General features: G+C 36.0%; 13 protein-coding genes. 6 read left to right on the top strand and 7 right to left on the bottom strand.

The features are described from left to right. Positions 1 to 135 precede the first annotated feature (135 nt). Positions 136 to 1,671, bottom strand: coding sequence for a YifB family Mg chelatase-like AAA ATPase (locus WFZ86_RS03770; protein WP_342690694.1), 1,536 nt, complete (start codon positions 1,669 to 1,671; stop codon positions 136 to 138). Positions 1,672 to 1,892: 221 nt separating this feature from the next. On the opposite strand from WFZ86_RS03770, the gene WFZ86_RS03775 reads away from it, so the two are divergent. The 4 genes from WFZ86_RS03775 (at position 1,893) to WFZ86_RS03790 (ending at position 8,251) form a co-directional block, all read left to right on the top strand. Continuing rightward, complete coding sequence (locus WFZ86_RS03775; RefSeq protein WP_342690695.1) at positions 1,893 to 4,892, top strand: amidohydrolase family protein; 3,000 nt, start codon at positions 1,893 to 1,895, stop codon at positions 4,890 to 4,892. A gap of 41 nt (positions 4,893 to 4,933) precedes the next feature. Then, complete coding sequence (locus tag WFZ86_RS03780; protein ID WP_342690696.1) at positions 4,934 to 6,238, top strand: amidohydrolase family protein; 1,305 nt, start codon at positions 4,934 to 4,936, stop codon at positions 6,236 to 6,238. 6 nt (positions 6,239 to 6,244) lie between these two features. Continuing rightward, positions 6,245 to 6,622 carry a PH domain-containing protein gene (locus tag WFZ86_RS03785; protein ID WP_342690697.1) on the top strand — a complete coding sequence of 126 codons (378 nt, stop codon included), beginning with the start codon at positions 6,245 to 6,247 and terminating at the stop codon, positions 6,620 to 6,622. A gap of 303 nt (positions 6,623 to 6,925) precedes the next feature. Further along, positions 6,926 to 8,251 (top strand): ammonium transporter, encoded by a 1,326-nt coding sequence (locus tag WFZ86_RS03790; RefSeq protein ID WP_342690698.1) that lies wholly within the window; start codon positions 6,926 to 6,928, stop codon positions 8,249 to 8,251. Between the two features lie 140 nt (positions 8,252 to 8,391). Here WFZ86_RS03790 and WFZ86_RS03795 read toward each other — a convergent pair whose 3' ends face one another. From WFZ86_RS03795 to WFZ86_RS03815, 5 genes are all read right to left on the bottom strand, one after another. Further along, positions 8,392 to 8,916 carry a hypothetical protein gene (locus tag WFZ86_RS03795; protein ID WP_342690699.1) on the bottom strand — a complete coding sequence of 175 codons (525 nt, stop codon included), beginning with the start codon at positions 8,914 to 8,916 and terminating at the stop codon, positions 8,392 to 8,394. A gap of 196 nt (positions 8,917 to 9,112) precedes the next feature. Then, complete coding sequence (locus WFZ86_RS03800; RefSeq protein ID WP_342690700.1) at positions 9,113 to 10,960, bottom strand: CocE/NonD family hydrolase; 1,848 nt, start codon at positions 10,958 to 10,960, stop codon at positions 9,113 to 9,115. Positions 10,961 to 11,042: 82 nt separating this feature from the next. Further along, on the bottom strand, positions 11,043 to 13,076 hold the full coding sequence (locus tag WFZ86_RS03805; protein ID WP_342690701.1) for a protein-disulfide reductase DsbD family protein: 2,034 nt from the start codon (positions 13,074 to 13,076) through the stop codon (positions 11,043 to 11,045). A gap of 9 nt (positions 13,077 to 13,085) precedes the next feature. Next, positions 13,086 to 14,393: a tRNA lysidine(34) synthetase TilS gene (gene tilS / locus WFZ86_RS03810; RefSeq protein WP_342690702.1), complete on the bottom strand. Its 1,308-nt coding sequence runs from the start codon at positions 14,391 to 14,393 to the stop codon at positions 13,086 to 13,088. Between the two features lie 197 nt (positions 14,394 to 14,590). Continuing rightward, complete coding sequence (locus tag WFZ86_RS03815) at positions 14,591 to 15,877, bottom strand: anthranilate synthase component I family protein (RefSeq protein WP_342690703.1); 1,287 nt, start codon at positions 15,875 to 15,877, stop codon at positions 14,591 to 14,593. Positions 15,878 to 16,082: 205 nt separating this feature from the next. On the opposite strand from WFZ86_RS03815, the gene WFZ86_RS03820 reads away from it, so the two are divergent. Together WFZ86_RS03820 and WFZ86_RS03825 are read left to right on the top strand one after the other, a co-directional pair. Continuing rightward, positions 16,083 to 17,003 carry a DUF4349 domain-containing protein gene (locus tag WFZ86_RS03820; protein ID WP_342690704.1) on the top strand — a complete coding sequence of 307 codons (921 nt, stop codon included), beginning with the start codon at positions 16,083 to 16,085 and terminating at the stop codon, positions 17,001 to 17,003. Between the two features lie 206 nt (positions 17,004 to 17,209). Continuing rightward, positions 17,210 to 17,584: a DoxX family membrane protein gene (locus WFZ86_RS03825; protein WP_315169744.1), complete on the top strand. Its 375-nt coding sequence runs from the start codon at positions 17,210 to 17,212 to the stop codon at positions 17,582 to 17,584. 94 nt (positions 17,585 to 17,678) lie between these two features. Here WFZ86_RS03825 and lpdA read toward each other — a convergent pair whose 3' ends face one another. Next, positions 17,679 to 19,082, bottom strand: a complete 1,404-nt coding sequence (gene lpdA, locus WFZ86_RS03830; RefSeq protein ID WP_342690705.1) for a dihydrolipoyl dehydrogenase — start codon at positions 19,080 to 19,082, stop codon at positions 17,679 to 17,681. Positions 19,083 to 19,338: the final 256 nt, after the last annotated feature.

Consider the following 19,338-nt stretch of genomic DNA (forward strand, 5'->3'; position numbering starts at 1 on the left):
ATCAATAGGCATTCTTGTAAAGAGGGCACCCGTTCTCCGCTGCAATCTTTGCAGCCGAACACCGGCAACAAAGGATTTCCACTACGATCGGGGCTAAAAGGAAACAATTTGACTTATCAGTAATCATCTAAAAAACTACCCCAACCAACCTTCTCTATCCAAACTACGGTATTGTATCGCTTCCGCTATGTGCGAGGCCATTACGTTGTGAGACGCTTCAAGGTCAGCAATAGTTCTAGAAACTTTCAAAATTCTATCATAAGCTCTAGCCGAGAGATTCAATCGCTCCATAGCAGTTTTCAACAACTCTTTTGAAGCATCATCCAAAGCACAAAACTCCCGAATATGTTTCGTGTTCATTTGAGCATTGTAATGAATATTTTCTAACGATGCAAAACGTTGACTTTGCAATTCTCTAGCAGCCGTCACACGTTGTCTAATATCCACACTACTTTCAGCTTTTCTATCATCCGACAATTTCTCAAAAGGAACCGGAGTTACTTCAATATGAATATCAATTCTATCCAAAAGTGGCCCCGAAATTTTGCTCAAATACCGCTGCATTTCATGAGGAGAAGAGGTTTGAGGGGCACTAGGATCATTAAAAAAACCACTCGGACTCGGATTCATACTCGCTACCAACATAAACGAGGAAGGATAAGTCACCGTAAACTTCGCTCTAGAAATCGTTACCTCTCTATCTTCTAAAGGCTGACGCATCACTTCCAAAACATCCCGCTTGAACTCGGGCAATTCATCCAAAAACAACACCCCATTATGCGCCATCGAAATCTCACCCGGCTGAGGATAACTCCCACCACCTACCAAAGCTACATTCGAAATAGTATGATGCGGGCTCCTAAAAGGCCTTTGATTCATTAGTCCTATTTCTTTCAATTTACCTGCAACACTATGAATTTTAGTGGTTTCAAGTGCTTCGCGTAGTGTCATCGGAGGCAAAATACTAGGCAAGCGTTTTGCTAACATCGTTTTTCCCGCCCCTGGAGGTCCAATCAAAATAATATTATGCCCACCAGCAGCAGCGATTTCCATACAACGCTTAATACTTTCTTGCCCCTTTACATCCGAAAAATCAAATTCAGGAAAATCTAAAGTCTTATAAAATTCAGCTCTTGTATCAATTCTAGTGGGTTCAAGAGTTCCTTTCCCCTCCAAAAAATCAATAACTTCTTGCACATTTTCAACACCATAGACATCCAAACCTGCAACTATGGCGGCTTCTTTCACATTTTGTTTCGGCAGAAAAAAACCTTTAAATCCTTCTTCTTTGGCTTTTATAGCAATGGGCAATGCTCCTTTTATGGGTTGTAAACTTCCATCCAAAGACAATTCACCCATTATAATGTATTCCTCTAAAACTGTAGTCGAAATCTGAGAAGAAGCTACTAAAATTCCCACCGCCAAAGTCAAATCGTAAGCAGAACCTTCTTTTCGTAAATCGGCAGGAGCCATATTGATGGTAATCTTTTTTCCGGGCAAGGCATACCCATTATTTTTGAGTGCAGCCGCAATGCGATAACTACTTTCTTTGATAGCATTATCAGGCAACCCTACCAAATGGTACCCTACCCCATTATCAATATTAACCTCTACCGTAATAGTGGTGGCTTCCACCCCAAAAACGGCACTTCCAAAAACTTTAACAAGCATATAAATATTCTTTTAAATAAAAGTAAAATAAAATCCGACACTATAACAGTAATCAACTTGTTAAATTTAAAAATTATTCACAATAACTTCAAAAAATAACCTCAAAAAAAGTAAAATTTTAGTAAAAAAAAGCATCCAACCCTAAAACGAAAGTTAAAATTAAAATAGCAATACTTAGTGTAATTAATTTTAGTAATTTTAAAAAAATTAACTAACCCATTATGAAAAAACTTATAATCCTACTCTTTTTTGGTGTTTTTATAGCGAAAACACAAGCACAAGAATACTTTCCGAATAACGAAAGTATTCCAAACAAAAACAACTATTACACTGCGTTTACCAACGTAAAAATCTATGTTACCCCTACTCAAATCATTGAAAAAGGAACATTACTAATCCAAAACGGTAAAGTTCTAGCATCAGGAGCCACAGTAGCAATCCCAAAAAATGCTATGATTATAGATGCAGAGGGAAAATCTATTTATCCTTCATTCATCGATATGTATACTAGTTTTGGTGCCGAAAAACCTAAAAGAGCGGCATCTGGCGAAAGAGGTTCTTCTTATGACACCAAACGAGCAGGCTATTACTGGAACGAAAATATTCGCTCAGAGATCAATGCATACGAAACTTTCTCTTATGACGAAACCAAAGCTGAGGAATTATTAAAAGCAGGATTTGGTGTAGTAGGCACTCACATTCAAGATGGAATTGCCCGAGGAACTGGAGCTATTGTGGCATTGAACAACAGCGATAAAACCAATCGAATTTTGAGCAACAAAGCCACTCAACACTTTGGTTTTACTCGTAGTGTGACCACCAATCAATCCTACCCTTCTTCACTGATGGGAATGATGGCTTTGCTTCGTCAAATGTATCACGATAAAGAATGGTATAAAAATGGTAACGCCACAAACAAAGACTTATCCTTAGAAGCTTTGATTGCTAACGAAAAACTAGTTCAAGTTTTTACTGCTGAGGACAAACTTAATAGTTTAAGAGCTTCAAAAATTGCAAAAGAATTTGGATTGAATTATATCCTAAAAGGAGCTGGAAACGAATTTGAACGCATTCAAGAAATCAAAAAAACGAATGCTAGTTTTATCATCCCGATTAACTTCCCAGAAGCTTACGATGTTTCAAATCCGTTCAATGCGAACCAAATGGAGTTGGCCGATTTGCGTTTTTGGAATCAAGCACCTAGCAACTTAAAAGTACTATCTGAAAACGGAATTACTTTCGCATTAACTACAGACAAATTAAAAAAGATAGAGGACTTTAGAGGGAATTTATTAAAAGCCATTCAATTTGGTTTTGACCCGACCAAAGCGTTAGAAGCTTTGACTACTACTCCAGCTGCTTTACTTGGAAAAAGCAATGAAATTGGAAGTTTAAAAACAGGAAGTTATGCCAACTTCATCATTACCTCAGGTGCTATTTTTGACGAAAAAACCATCGTTTTCGAAAACTGGGTACAAGGCAATAAATATGTGATTAACGATTGGACTGTAAAAGATATTCGAGGAGAATATGATTTGACCGTTAGTAATGAAACCTATAAATTAAAAATTGAAGGAGAAGTTGCCAAACCAAAATCAGATATTACTACGGCTGATAAAAAGAAAGTAAAATCGAATTTGACTTTTGCTAATCAATGGGTAACGTTATTAATTAAACCTAATGACGATGTAAAAACGAGTTTTACAAGATTGAATGGTTTAGTAGACAATACCGAAAATCTTTCAGGCAAAGCTATTCTAAACAATGGATCAGAAGTGACATGGTACGCTAAAAAAACAGCACCATTCAAGATAGCAAAAGACTCAAGCGCTGTTGAAAAGCCATTCGCAGTTCAGCCAATTACTTATCCAAACCTTGCTTACGGAAATACTGAAGTCCCAAAAGCACAAACGCTATTGTTCAAAAATGCAACGGTTTGGACCAACGAAAAAGACGGAATTTTAGAACAAACCGATGTCTTAATTAAAAACGGAAAAATTGCTGCAATCGGAAAAAATCTTTCAGATGGTGGGGCAACTATCATTGACGCCAAAGGAAAACACTTGACTAGCGGTATCATTGACGAACACTCTCACATTGCTATTTCTAATGGTGTAAATGAAGGAGGACATAACTCAAGTGCCGAAGTAACTATCGAAGACGTAGTGAACTCCGAAGACATTAATATTTACAGAGATTTAGCGGGTGGTGTTACTACATCACAATTACTACACGGTTCTGCTAACCCAATCGGTGGTCGTTCGGCTATCGTAAAATGGAAATGGGGAATGGAACCAGAAGAATTGTTATACAAAAATCAACCCAAATTCATCAAATTTGCCTTAGGTGAAAACGTAAAACAATCCAACTGGGGTAACGCGAATCCAACACGTTTTCCTCAAACTCGTATGGGAGTAGAACAAGTATTTACGGATTACTTTCAAAGAGCCAAAGAATATGACTTAGCTTGGAAAACATACAATGCAAGCAGTAAAAAAGACAAAGCAAAAGCGCCAAGAACCGATTTGGAATTACAAACTTTAGCTGAAATTTTAAACAACAAACGATTCATAAGTTGTCATTCTTATGTGCAATCAGAAATCTTGATGTTAATGAATGTGGCGGACAAAATGGGCTTCAAAGTAAACACCTATACCCACATTCTTGAAGGATACAAAGTGGCTGACAAAATGAAAGAACACGGTGTAGGAGCCTCCACTTTCTCTGACTGGTGGGCTTATAAATTCGAAGTAAACGATGCTATTCCACAAAACGGTCCGATCATGCACAACCACGGGTTATTGGTAGCCTACAATTCAGATGATGCCGAAATGTCAAGAAGATTGAATCAAGAAGCTGCAAAAGCAGTAAAATATGGTAATCTTTCTGAAGAAGAAGCTTGGAAATTCGTGACTTTAAATCCTGCAAAATTATTACATATAGATGACAAAGTAGGAAGTATAAAAGTAGGCAAAGATGCCGATGTAGTACTTTGGAACAACAATCCCTTGTCTATTTATGCCAAAGCAGAAAAAACGTTAATCGAAGGTGTAGTTTATTTTGATAGCCAATTAGACGAAGCCAAAAGAGCAGCAAATGCTAAAGAAAGAGCTCAATTGATTGGTCAATTATTGTTAGAAAAAAACAAAGGAATGACTACGCAAGCTCCTAAAAAATCAATCAAACCTGAGTACGAATGCGATACGATGGAAGAATTGTAATCCAATTTAGTATGCACTACAAACACCAAATTTTAAAAAAGATGAACATAAAAATAGCACTTTTATTGGCCACTCTAGGTTTTTCAACACTTAGTCAAGCCCAACAAATACCTGCGCCACCACAATCTCAATCGATACTTATCCTTAATGCAACAGCACATTTAGGAACAGGTGAAGTAATAGAAAACGCAGCCATTGGTTTTAAAGACGGAAAAATCACTTTGGTAGCCAATGCCCAACAAATAAAATTAGCCAAAGATGCCTACAACACTACAATAGATGCCACGGGGAAACACGTATATCCTGGATTCATTGTACCCAATTCTACTTTAGGATTGGTAGAAATTGACGCGGTAAAATCTTCGGATGATGAGGAAGAAATCGGAACTTTTAACCCAAACGTAAGAAGTATTGTGGCTTACACTGCCGATTCAAAAGTGATTGAAACGGTTCGTCCTAACGGAATTTTGATGGCTCAAATTACGCCAAGAGGAGGAAGAGTTTCTGGTAGTTCTTCTATTGTACAATTAGATGCTTGGCACTGGAAAGAGGCTTTGATCAAAGAGAATGACGGTATCCACATCAATCTCCCTGCTACTTTTAGAAGAGGAGGCTGGTGGGCAGAACCAGGTTCAATCGAGCCTAATAAAGAGTACAACAAACAACTTCAAGAATTAAATGTTTTTTTCAAAAGTGCCAAAGCTTATTTAGGCGGTACATCAGACAGCAGAAATTTAGTTACTGAAGCTACCAAAGGCCTATTCGACGGCACACAAACCTTGTTCATTCATGCCGATGAAGAAAAACAAATAACGGATGGCATTCAATTGGCTTTAGAGAACGGAATTAAAAAAATGGTCATTGTTGGCGGATTCGAAGCCTATAAAGTAGCGCCACTTTTGCAAAAAAACAATATCGGTGTGTTTTTGAGAAGAGTACACGATATGCCTACTAACGACGACCAAGATATCGATTTACCGTATAAAATGGCCAAAATACTAACAGACAAAGGAATTCTAGTAGCCTTAGAAAATAGCGGAAGCAAAGAGCGTATGAGCTCAAGAAATCTTCCATTTTTAGCAGGAACTTGTGTCGCTTACGGTTTAGACAAAGAAAAAGCCCTACAGCTGATCACCTTGAATACTGCTAAATTATTAGGCATTGACCAACAATGTGGCTCCTTAGAAGAAGGAAAAGACGCTACTCTTTTCATATCAGAAGGCGATGCTTTAGACATGAGAACCAACAAACTTACCCATGCCTTTATCCAAGGGAGAATGATCAGTTTAGCTACGCATCAAACAAAACTTAGCGATAAATACAAAGCAAAATACAATCAAAAATAAACAACTATGGGACTATTCAATGCCATTTTAGGAAACGCCTCAGAAGTAACTCTCGAAAGTGCTTCTAAAGAATTCGAACCAATATTAATTGAAGGCGAAGTCATCGAAAAAGCCTTTCGATTAATAAAAGATATGTTTGTATTTACTAACAAAAGACTAATCTTGGTTGAAAAACAATTAGTAGGTTCAAAAGTTGACTACTTATCCATTCCATACAAAAACATCAAAAAATTCTCAAAAGAAAGTGCAGGAATACTTGATTTGGATGCCGATTTAAAAATTTGGTTGAACAATGAAAATGAACCCATTTCAAAACAATTTGGAAAAGGAAGCAATAACATCAATGAGGTGTATCGTATTTTAAGTAAACATACCTTAAAATAAAAACATTTTTTTAATTTAAAAAAAGGAGGCGTTTCAAAAAAACGTCTCCTTTTCTTTTTTTAATCCAAAAAAGAAAAACATAGTTAAGGGCTAGAACGACTCAAATTTTTACTTTTATTAAAGTAATCCCCAAAAAAACACATTAACAAAATGTAAAATAAAGAACAATAATTAGCAAATACCCTCAAAATTGATAGGGGTAAAATATCAAATTAATAAAAATTAATTTTTAATTATGATTTTTTATAGGGGTTTGAAATCATTTTATATTTTTAACCCATATTTAACTAAAACTAAAAAACTATGCGAAAGATTATTTTGAGTGTGATACTGATCACAATTTTGGTATTATCCGTTTTTTCAATTTATTTCCAAAGCGAAGCTGCTACTCTTGGCGCACATGTTGTAGCCTTAAAACTAGATACAGGTGACACAGCTTGGATGATTGTGGCTTCTGCCTTAGTATTAATTATGACTCCAGGTCTTGGTTTTTTCTATGGAGGTATGGTTGGAAAAAAGAATGTAATTAGTACCATGTTACAAAGTTTTATGGCTATGGTCATCGTAACTGTATTATGGGTAGTAGTTGGATTCGGATTATGCTTCGGTCCTTCTATTGGAGGAATTATTGGAGATCCATCAAGCAATTTCTTATTTCAAGGGGTAAATTCAACAACCGCATGGGAATTGGCACCAACCATTCCATTTATATTATTTGCCTTCTTTCAAGCAAAATTTGCGATTATCACACCAGCATTAATTACTGGAGCTTTTGCGGAACGTGTTCGTTTCTGGGCTTACTTGTTATTTATGGTGTTGTTCATTTTATTTATTTACGCTCCTTTATGTCATATGACTTGGCATCCTGATGGATTATTCTTCGGATGGGGAGTACTAGATTTTGCTGGAGGAACTGTAGTTCACATGAGTGCAGGTTGGGCTGCTTTGGCAGGAGCAATGTTCTTAGGCAAAAGAAAAGTACAAAAAGTAAACCCAGCTCGTATTACTTATGTATTATTAGGTACAGGTTTATTATGGTTCGGATGGTTCGGATTCAATGCAGGTTCTGCTGTTGGAGCTAGCGGTTTAGCTGCTCAAGCTTTAGGAACAACAACTGTAGCTGCTGCTGCTGCTGCAATGGCTTGGGTTTTCTTAGATAAAATATTAGGTCATAAATTATCAGCAATGGGTGCTTGTATTGGTGCAGTTGTAGGATTAGTTGCTATCACGCCAGCGGCTGGTTTTGTTACTATTCCTCACGCAGTTGCTATAGGTATCATTGCTAGTATTGTGAGTAACTTTGTATGCAGCAAATTCCCTAAAGGAAAAATTGACGATGCTTTGGATGTATTTGCTTGTCATGGTGTAGGCGGTATGGTAGGAATGTTATTAACAGGTGTTTTTGCTTCAAAATCTGTGAACTCAATTGTTGGTGATAACCAAGGATTAATCTACGGTGACGCAACCCTATTCTTAATCCAATTGAAAGCTTTAGTATTGGTTTCTATCTTTGCTTTTGCTGCTTCTTATGCTTTATTCTTTATTGTAAACAAAATCACTCCTTTGCGTGTAAGTGAAGATAAAGAAGAATTAGGATTAGATATTACGCAACACGGAGAATACTTATAAAAAATACCCGCCCCAAATTAAAAAATGGCTGTTTCTTTTTGAGACAGCCATTTTTTTGTAAAAGATACTAAAGTTTAAAATAAATACAACATTTCACTATTCATTTTGAGACGTAAATTATATCCTATTCTTTATGACAACTATTCCATAGAACAATAAATATTGAAGCTTATGGTAATATTTGGCAGCGTTTCATAACTATCAATTAAAGACATATTGGTAGCTGACACATGCCCCTTATTACCATTTTTTGTATAGGCAACTACACTGTTGGGACCATTTACAAAAGTACCTTTTTCAGTAACAAACGTTATTACAACAAAATTTACCTGATTTTCACCATTTGAATAAATGTAATTTCCAGTATTTACATTTCCGTTAAAGGCGCCTAAGTTAACTGTTAACGAATAATCGATATCATTATTCACCGCTTTGAAAGTTAAAATATTTAGGTTGTCGTTTGTTTGAAGAATACATGGGTCTGCTGACAGATTGTATTTTTTATCATTAATAGTAATATAACTTTCATTCTCATTAATACTTTTTTTATTAAAACTAGCTCCTTGGACTTTATTAATTACTGTATTTTGGTTGTCTTTATTTATGAAATCAATTAACAATATGACACTTAATAGATTTATTAAAATTAATATATGAGTTTTCATAGGTTTGGATATAAGAAACTTTAGATATCAAATTTAAATCAAAAAGTAACCCCAAAAACATTGCTATATAATAAATACATTAAAAAGAAATAAAATTTTATAATCTCTTCAATTAACACGAAACAACCATTCATTTTTATCATAAAAAAACCTCCAAACTAGTTTGGAGGTAATTACAAATGAGAGAATTCATTCTTTATTTTAAAACGGTAAATTCAATAGCTGAGTCTGAATACACACGATGGGTTTGTTTTTTGAAATCTTCTGGCTTAGCATAAAATATGTTCGGCACAAAAGTTTGAGGATTCAAATCAATCAAAGGAAACCAAGTACTTTGCACTTGAATTTGAATTTTATGTCCTTTTTTGAAGGTGTGAAAAACATCTTGCAATTTTACATTTACTGGAGTTTTCTCATTGACCACAAAAGGCTGTGGATTCACAAAACTATTGCGAAAACGACCTCTCATTACCTCACTGCGCACCATCATATGATAATTACTCATTTTTAAATACGGTTGCACTTCTTTTGTTTCAGGTTCGTCATTCGGGAAAACATCTACTACTTTAACTACCCAATCCGCATCGGTTCCTGTGGTAGCAACTTGCAATTTGGCTAAAATATCCCCAGCCAAAGTAACATCTTCTGCTAAAACATCTGTCTCAAAAACCAAAACATCAGGTCTTCTAGCCGCAAATCGTTGGTCATCGGTCATATATTTTCTTGGAGTCAAACCTTGTTGTTTGATATCTTCAGAGTGCGGTACTGGTTTCTTTGGGTCACTGATAAATTCCTCAAAAGACACTGCTCCTGCATTATTAGTTAACTTCTGTTGCGGTTGCAAGTAGAATTGTTGTTTCTCTGTGTTTTTTGGTGGCCAAGTATCGTAGGTTTTCCATTCTTTTCTTCCTGTATCAAAAACATACGCTTCGGGTAATTTGTTTTCCCCTTTCCCATTATTTTTCAAGAAATGACGGAAAAAATTAGCCTCAATATTCTTTTGATAAAAACCAGAAATACTGTCACCAAAATTAATATTCCCTATGATTTGTTTTTCTGAATTTCTAGCCCAATCGCCGTGGCTCCAAGGCCCCATAACAATAGTGTTGTAATTTTTACTGCTTTTTTCTATGGTTGAATACGTATTCAATGGACCATACAAATCTTCAGCATCGAACCAACCACCAACAATCATTACAGCAGGTTTGATGTTTTTTAAATGCTGCAACAAACCTCTTTTTTGCCAGAATTCATCATAGCTTGAATGTTCCTTAAGTTGTTGCCAAAATTCATTGGATGAATCGTAGTATTTATCCAAATTCACTAACGGTCCAGCATTCAAAAAGAACTGATAATCGTCATTGGTACCTACATTTGGGAACTTAAACCAAGCTTCTGTAGTTGGCTTTGTTTTTTGAGGACCAAAAAGTGGCGTCACCTTCCAATAGCTTAACAAATAAGCTCCATTATGATGGAAGTCATCAAAGAAGAAATCACTAATACAAGCTTGTGGAGAAACTGCTTTTAAGGCAGGATGCCCGCTCAACAAAGAATAAGAAGCATAATAACCTGGATATGAAATCCCCCAAGTCCCCACATTTCCATTGTTATTGGCCACATTTTTCACCAACCAATCAATAGTATCGTAGGTATCTGAAGCTTCATCAACCTCTGTTTTTTCTTTTTTATTTGGAATATATCCTCTCATATTGTCATATAATCCATCGCTCATATAGCGCCCTCTCACATCTTGATACACTACGATGTATCCTTCTTTCATCATCGTTTCGTTGGGGGCAATGCTTCTTTTAAATTGGTCTGGTCCGTAAGGAGCACAATTGTATGGAGTACGCTGCATTACAATAGGATACTTTTTAGAAGTATCTTTTGGGGAATAAATAGCTGTAAATAATTCTAAGCCATCACGCATTTTGATTCGCACTTCCTGCTTGGTATAATTTTCAGCTACATAGTTGGGTTTCTTTTCTTGTCCTAATGCCGAAAGACACAAAAACAAAAAAGGGAGCATTAGTAATTTTTTCATATTGGTTGGTTTATTGATAATTCGTAAAAATAAGAAATCCCATCGGTTTTCACAGATGGGATTTCAAAAAACCTAGTTTTGTTTAAAACTTTGCTATACCAGACTTTAACCAAGCTTCGTACTCTTCTACGCCAACATAACTTATCGTAGGCTGTGCTGCATTCAAACTTTTTCCTTCTAAATCTGTCAAGACGTACAAAGGCTGGGTGTTTGTTTTATATCGAGTAATCATAAAATCGGTCCATTTATCGCCAATAGTTTCAATTTCAGAATCGGTTGCTTTGGAGAAGAATTGTTCGTTTTTTGGCAATTCTCTTTTATCATCCACATACAATGAAATCACAACCACCTTCTCTTTTAAAATAGACAACACATTAGGATTGGACCAAACATTGTTTTCCATTTTACGACAATTTACACAAGCGAAACCTGTAAAATCGAGCATAATGGGTTTGTTTACTTTTTTGGCATAAGCCAACCCTTCTTCATAATCATCAAAAATAACAATCCCGTGAGGACCACTTTTAGCTCCCTCTGGTAGCATCGCTGTGGTTGCAGATTTTGAAGAACCGCCAAATCCCATTGGGCTTTCACTATATTCCATTGGCGGAGGAAAAGCATTGATAAATTTCAATGGCGCACCCCATAATCCTGGAATTAAATAAAAGGTAAATATCAATGAAAGTAATCCCATATACAGTCTACCCACAGAAATGTGTCCTACTGGACTATCGTGTGGCAGTGTAATTTTCCCAAAAAGATACAACGATAACGCTCCAAAAATAGCAATCCAAATGGCGATAAAAACTTCACGTTCTAGCAAATGCAATTGCAATACCAAATCTGCATTGGATAAAAATTTGAAAGCCAAAGCCAATTCTAAAAATCCAAGAACAACCTTTACAGTATTCAACCAACCTCCAGATTTTGGTAAAGAATTCAACCATCCTGGAAACATTGCGAACAACATAAAAGGTAAGGCTAATGCCAATGAAAAGCCTAACATCCCAACTACTGGTGCGATTCCGCCTTTAGAAGCGGCTTCTACCAATAAAGTTCCAACAATAGGACCAGTACAAGAAAAAGACACAATGGCTAATGCCAATGCCATAAACAAAATACCTATGATTCCACCGCGGTCGGCTTGGCTGTCTACTTTGTTTGCCCAAGAATTCGGCAACATAATTTCGAATGCGCCTAAAAAAGATGTGGCGAAAACAATCAATAAAACGAAGAAAATAAGGTTAAACCAAACATTGGTAGACAAGGCATTCAACGCATCAGCACCGAAAACCCAAGTAACCAATAAGCCCAAACCTACATAAATAACAATTATAGAAATTCCGTAGATAATGGCATTTCTGATTCCTGCTGCTTTATTTTTACTTTGCTTGGTAAAGAAACTTACCGTCATTGGAATCATTGGAAAAACACAAGGCGTTAACAATGCCGCAAAACCAGATAAAAAAGCAATAAAGAAAATTGCCCACAACCCGTGTTCTGTTGTTGCGCTTTTTGCTGGAGCTATTTGAGAAGCATCTGTAGTATCTGAATCTTTTACAGTATCAGTGATAGCTGTTGTTGCAGAATCTATTGTCTGCGCAGTCGTATCTTTTACTAAATCATTAATTGGAGTAGTTGGAGATGCTGTTGTAGCAGCGTTTTTCAACTCAGGAATGGCAATGCTAAATTTCTTTTCGAGATTGATACAAACTTCTTTGCAAGCTTGAAAATTCAGCTCTACTTCTATGGTCTTAACGCCTTTATTTACGAGACTTATTTTTTGAGTAATTTGTGCTTTTTTCTCAAAAAAAGTTTCATTTACTTCAAAAATATCATTGTAAGCGGTTCTTGTTTTACTCTCTTTGGCTTTGCCTAATAAAGTGTAATTCCCTTTTTGATTTTTGAAATTAACTTCTAAAGGCAGTGGACCACCATCAGGAGTAAACTGCGAATATACGTGCCATTCGTTTTCGATGGTCGCATTGAATGTAACTATAAAATTGGTTGCTGTTTTTTGCTCGATTTTGGTTGTCCATTTTACTGGATCCAAAATTTGGGCGTTACCCAAACTACAAAAGAAAACTAAAAGTCCTAAAAGAAGGTGTTTTTTCATTACTATAACTTATATTAATTCTATTTTTATAATTGTGTTGGTGGTGTGTTCTACTTTAAATCGTTCGTCAGCTCGCATTCCTATTACCCAAACGATGGCCTCATTGGAACACAAAAGCCAAGTATTTTCTTTGTCTAAAAGTGAAATTTTTTCATCTTTAAAAAACTTACTTACTTTCTTGCTTTTGCCGTTCATTCCCAAAGGATAAAAGAAGTCGCCTTCTTGCCATTTTCTGAGCACCAAAGGATAGGCTAACTTTGATTCATCGACAAAGATAGCACTTGAATCTGCTTTGTAAATGTCTGTCACTTTACAAAACTGGAGTTTTAAGGGAATCTTAACTTTATCTTGATTTTTTTCGATGAAAAATATCTCCTTTTCAGGTTCTTGTATTGGACTCAAAATAAAAAAATCGCGGTCTTTTAGCAATCGGTAATCTGCTGAAAAAACTTGTTTTCCTGATTGGCTATCGACCAAATTGTAAATGTCATCCCAAGCCGAAAAGCCATATTCTTTAAGCCATTGGTACAAATAAGAGGCATAATTTGGCAAGCGCATTAATTGCTTTAAATCAAAATAGATGGTATCCCCGTCTTCTCTTGCTACTTGTTGATAAACCATACTAGCCGCATCTGAAACCAATTCTTGTGCTTGTTGCAAATACTCTTGAGTCATTCCAAAAGCTTTTAAAAAATCAGGATTCAGTTCTTTGAGCATTGGAACTAAATGATGGCGAATTTGGTTACGCAAATATTTATCCGAGGCATTACTGCTGTCTTCGCGCCACTGTAAATTATTAACTTTGGCATATTCCTCAATTGCTGTTCTAGAAAAAGGCAACAATGGTCGAATTACCGCCTCGTTTTGAGCAGGTATACCCGACAAACCGTCTAAACCTGTGCCTCTTGAGAGATTGATTAAAAAAGTTTCCAGATTATCATCGGCGTGATGGGCTGTTAAAACAAAGTCGAATTGATGGAGCTCTAGTTGTTCGTAGAACCAATCGTATCGCAGTTCTCTTGCGGCTACTTGTGTCGAAAGTTTATAATCATTGGCAAATGCCTGAGTATCGAATTGAGTGCAAAAAAAAGGAATTTGATGTTGAAGCGCATACTCTTGAACAAAACTTTGGTCTTCAAAACTTTCAATACCACGGAGTTGAAAATTACAATGAGCAATGGCAATGGTGCATGGCAATTGCTCCAATAAATGCAAAAGTACCATGCTGTCTAAACCACCGCTTACAGCCAACAATAATTTTTTGTTTTCGAGAAACGGAAATTGCGTTTGTAGATGTTGGTAAAAGAGGTTTTGCATACTCAAATTTACTTTTTTTTAATTAGATGCTTTTTTTGTCTCCAAAAATAGACAATTGTTACTCATTAGCCCAGATAGTAGCGGCATCCTCTTGTATGGCGGAAGCCAATACAATAGATATAGCGGATAGCTGGAAACCCTCTTGGCAAAAAATCCTATTGTTAGCGCTCCTAAAAATAGTTTCTGTTTTAAAAACTTTATTCTAATACGCTCTTCATTGCTTTGGCTTTGAGCAAACATTCTTCGTATTCTTGCTCTGGCACCGATAAGGCTGTGATGGCACTTCCGACCGAAAAAGAAAGGTATTGCTTCTTTTGATTGTACAAAATACTGCGAATTACGACATTGAAATCGAAATCGCCTTCGGGTGTGAAATAACCTACTGCCCCGCTGTACAAGCCTCTTTTGGTGACTTCTAATTCTTCGATAATTTTCATAGCCGAAATTTTGGGAGCTCCCGTCATACTTCCCATAGGAAATGTGAGGCGTAAAACATCAATTACAGAATATTTTTCGTCCATTTTTGAGGTGATGGTTGAAATCATTTGATGGACTTGCATAAAAGAATAAATGCCGCAAAGTTCTTCTACTTGCACCGAACCTTTTTGGGCGGTTCGCGATAAATCATTGCGAACCAAATCGGTAATCATAATATTTTCAGCGCGTTCTTTTGGATTGGCAGCTAAATCTTCTTTTGCTTTTTCGTCGGCCACAGGGTCTTCATAGCGTTTTGCGGTTCCTTTTATGGGTTGCGAAATCAAATCTTCTCCTTCTTTTCTCAAATAGCGTTCTGGCGTGGCAGACAACAAGTACTGTTGGTTGTTTTTTAAGAAAACCGCAAAGGGTGGTTGCGAAATTGAATTTAACTTTTGAAACTTTTCGAGCGGTTGAATGGTTGCGTTTTCTGCATAAAATTCCATACAAAAATTGGCTTCATAAATGTCCCCTTTATGAATGTATTCCTGCATTTTTTGTACTTGTTCGATGTATTTTTTTTGGTCTATTCTAGCTTGTACTTCAACAGATTCCAAAGCGGTATTTTGTTGAGGAACAATAGTCGTGATATCTTGATAATCTTCTTGTAACTCGTCATCACATAGGTGTAAATACCTTGTTTCAAGCTGATTACCTTTTAGCAAAAAAATCTTTTTAGGCTGAAAAAAGAATAAATCTGGAAAATCTAATCCATCAAAATTATTGGATTGCAAGCGCTCGCTATCGTTTTTTAAATCATAAGACAAATAGCCAAACAGCCAGTCCTTAGTGGTTTGCTGATATTGCTTTAAATCCTCAAAAGCATTATGATAATCGGTTTGAAGCAAAGTGAAAGCGTCTACAGCCAACAAACAATCATAACTAGAATACGCTTGTGGATAATTATTGCTATCCAAAAAAGCTACTTCACGAAACTGCTGTGCCCAATGCAAAAGTTGTTCCTTAAAAAGTGAAGGATTGTCTATAGTATAAAATTCAGAGACTCTCAATAATAATTATTTTAAGCTCCAAAATTACGACAAAAAATTCCCTTCTGCCTTCTTCCTCAAAAAAATTGGCACACTTTTTAATAGGTAAAAAAAGTACTACTTCACTAAATAAAATTTAAGTATTGATTAAAAAACTACGCTTACTCCATTTTGGAACATTTATTTGAATTTTAACCCTTTTTTAATCTATTAAACTATTTTATTTATGAAAACAATTGCAAAAGCAGGCATCCTAGCCGTAATCATCGCAGTAGCACTATTTTCGTGCAAAAAAGCCGAGGTTCCGGCAGAAGAAACCGCAGATTATGCCACAGCTGTTGCCGATAGTGCAACCGTAAGCAACACCCAAGAAAAAACCACCGAAACTCCAAAAACAGTAGAAAAAAGGAAGCTCATTCGAACAGCAGATATCAAATTCAAAGTAAAAAGTGTCGTCCAATCGACCAACTTGATTGAGAATACCACTAAAAAATGGGGTGGTTTGGTTACCTACTCCAACCTCCAAAGTACCATAAATGACAAAATAAGTACTAAAGTTAGTCAGGATAGCACCCTAGAAACCACAAAATACAAAGTTGAAAACACCATCACCCTTCGTGTACCTCAACAAAATATGGATACTGTGGTAAAAGAAATTGCCAAAGAAATTGATTATTTAGACTACCGATTAATCAAAGCTGATGATGTAGCGTTACGATTATTGTCCAATGAGTTGTTACAAAAGAGAAGCGCTACCAATGAAAAAAGAATCGCTAATGCCATTGATACAAAAGGTAAAAAAATCAATGACATTATGAATGCCGAAACGCAACTTGAAAATAAAAAAGCGCAAAGCGACAGTAGTGCTATTGAAAACTTATCCCTTCAAGACCAAATCAATTATAGCACCATTACCCTTCAGTTGTATCAAAGAGAAGTGGTCAAACAAGAATTGGTAGCCAATGAAAAACAAGGGTATTATTTTGAACCCTCCATTGGAATTCAAATCTTGGATGCGTTACAATCTGGTTGGTTTCATTTGCTGTCGTTGGTAGTTTTACTTTTGAAATTATGGTGGCTAGCCCTAATTGGTTTAGTAATATATTGGATATTCAAGAAAGTCCCTTTCATAAAAAACATAAAATAAGTTTTCTAAATCCTTTTTTTTCTTCCCACTACAAAATCAAAATCCGAAAAACAAGACTTTCAATTCATTACATATCAATAAATTACCTAAATTTGATAAGCGATTAAACATTTCCTAAAAAACTATAATTTTAGATGTACAACCCAAACTAAGAAATGATTAGTTGTTAATTTCAAAAAAAGTAACCCCTAAAATTTATTATAAATATGAAAATAGCCACTACCATTATTCGGATTTTGATTGGACTACTATTACTGTTCGCTTCAATCAGTTATTTTTTTCATTTAATGCCTGAACCTGAAACAACAGGAAATTTTAAAGCATTCAATGTAGGACTTGTAGCCGCTACCTATCTTATGCCTCTAGCCAAAGCAATTGAACTCCTTTGTGGATTAGCTTTTGTGAGCAATCGTTTTGTGACGTTAGCCAATATTTTGATTCTTCCCATCACAATAAACATTTTGTTCATCAATATCTTTTTAGCTCCCGAAGGCATCCCGATTGCAGTAGCCTTATTCTTGGGGAATTTATTTTTGATTTATCGTTATTGGGATAATTACAAAAGTGTTTTTACTCCTTGATTTAACGCAGATTCCGCATTAGAAATCTGGTTTTAAACAACAAAACCCGTCTCATAATCACGAGACGGGTTTCTTATTTTTGAAAGCTACGCTTTTATACGTGTAACGCTCTATTATCAGTGGCAGCTAATGCCGCTTCTTTGATTGCTTCCGCAAAAGTAGGATGTGCGTGTGACATTCTAGAAATATCTTCGGCTGAAGCTTTAAATTCCATAGCAGTAACTGCTTCTGCAATCAAATCAGCTGTTCTAGCTCCAATCATATGAACACCAAGAACTTCATCCGTTTTTGCATCAGCAAGGATTTTTACGAAACCGTCTAAATCTGCACTAGCGCGTGCACGACCCAAGGCTTTGAAAGGAAAATTACCCACTTTGTATGAAACACCTGCCGCTTTTAATTGCTCCTCTGTTTGTCCAACAGCTGCAACTTCTGGCCAAGTATACACTACACCAGGAATTAAATTATAATCGATATGTGGTTTTTGACCTGCTATAATTTCAGCAACCATCGTACCTTCTTCCTCAGCTTTGTGAGCCAACATTGCGCCACGAACCACATCACCAATAGCGTAGATGTTTGGAGTAGACGTTTGCAAGTGGTCATTCACTTCAATTTGACCTCTATCAGAGATTTTTACACCTGCTTTATCTGCATTCAATCCATCAGTATAAGGACGACGACCTACAGAAACTAAAGAGTAATCTCCTTCTAAAGTAATGATTTCACCTTTAGCATTTTCAGCTTTCACGGTTACTACATCACCAGCTCTTTCTACTGACTGTACTTTGTGAGAAGTGTAAAACTTCATTCCTTGTTTTTTAAGGACTTTGGTCAATTCTTTAGACAAAGAAGCATCCATTCCTGGAATGATTCTGTCCATAAATTCCACAACAGATACTTGTGCACCAAGACGTAAATACACTTGTCCTAATTCAATTCCAATTACACCTCCACCAATAATTACAAGGTGCTTAGGCACTTCTTTTAATTTTAAGGCTTCAGTAGAGGTAATAATTCTTTCTTTATCGATTGAGATAAAAGGTAAAGAAGAAGGTTTTGAACCTGTTGCGATGATGATATTTTTAGCTTCAATAGTTTCAGAAGTCCCGTCAGCTTTGGCAACAGTAACGTGAGTCGCGTCTGCAAAAGAACCCAAACCGTTAAAAACCGTGATTTTATTTTTATCCATCAAAAACTGAACACCTCCAGATGTTTGATCAACAACGGCTTGTTTACGAGCAATCATTTTCTCTAAATTCACCTTAACCTCACCAGAAAGTTCAATTCCGTGATCGGCAAAATGTTTAATTTCATCGTAATGATGTGAAGAAGCTAGAAGCGCTTTGGATGGAATACATCCTACGTTTAAACAGGTTCCTCCAAGTGTGGAGTATTTCTCGATAATTGCGGTTTTGAAACCTAATTGTGCGCAACGAATAGCCGACACATATCCTCCAGGACCAGAACCTATAATGACTACGTCAAATGAACTCATAGTGTGTTGATTTATTTTTTTTGAATGACAAAATTAAGGAATAAAGTTTTGTTTAAACGCTAATTTTTAAGGTTTTTTGTGTGAATTTCTTGAGGTATGAAATACAGAATGAACAACAACTTCATTTTGACTTATCAAGTTACTTACATAAAAACACTCAGATTTATAGTAAATACAAGGATATGGAAAAGATATTTCAGGATGAAAACATTTTAGAGTTCATTAATTCTTTCCCTGACAAACAAAATAGTCATGT

Source organism: Flavobacterium polysaccharolyticum (genome assembly GCF_038739875.1).
Lineage (GTDB): Bacteria > Bacteroidota > Bacteroidia > Flavobacteriales > Flavobacteriaceae > Flavobacterium > Flavobacterium polysaccharolyticum.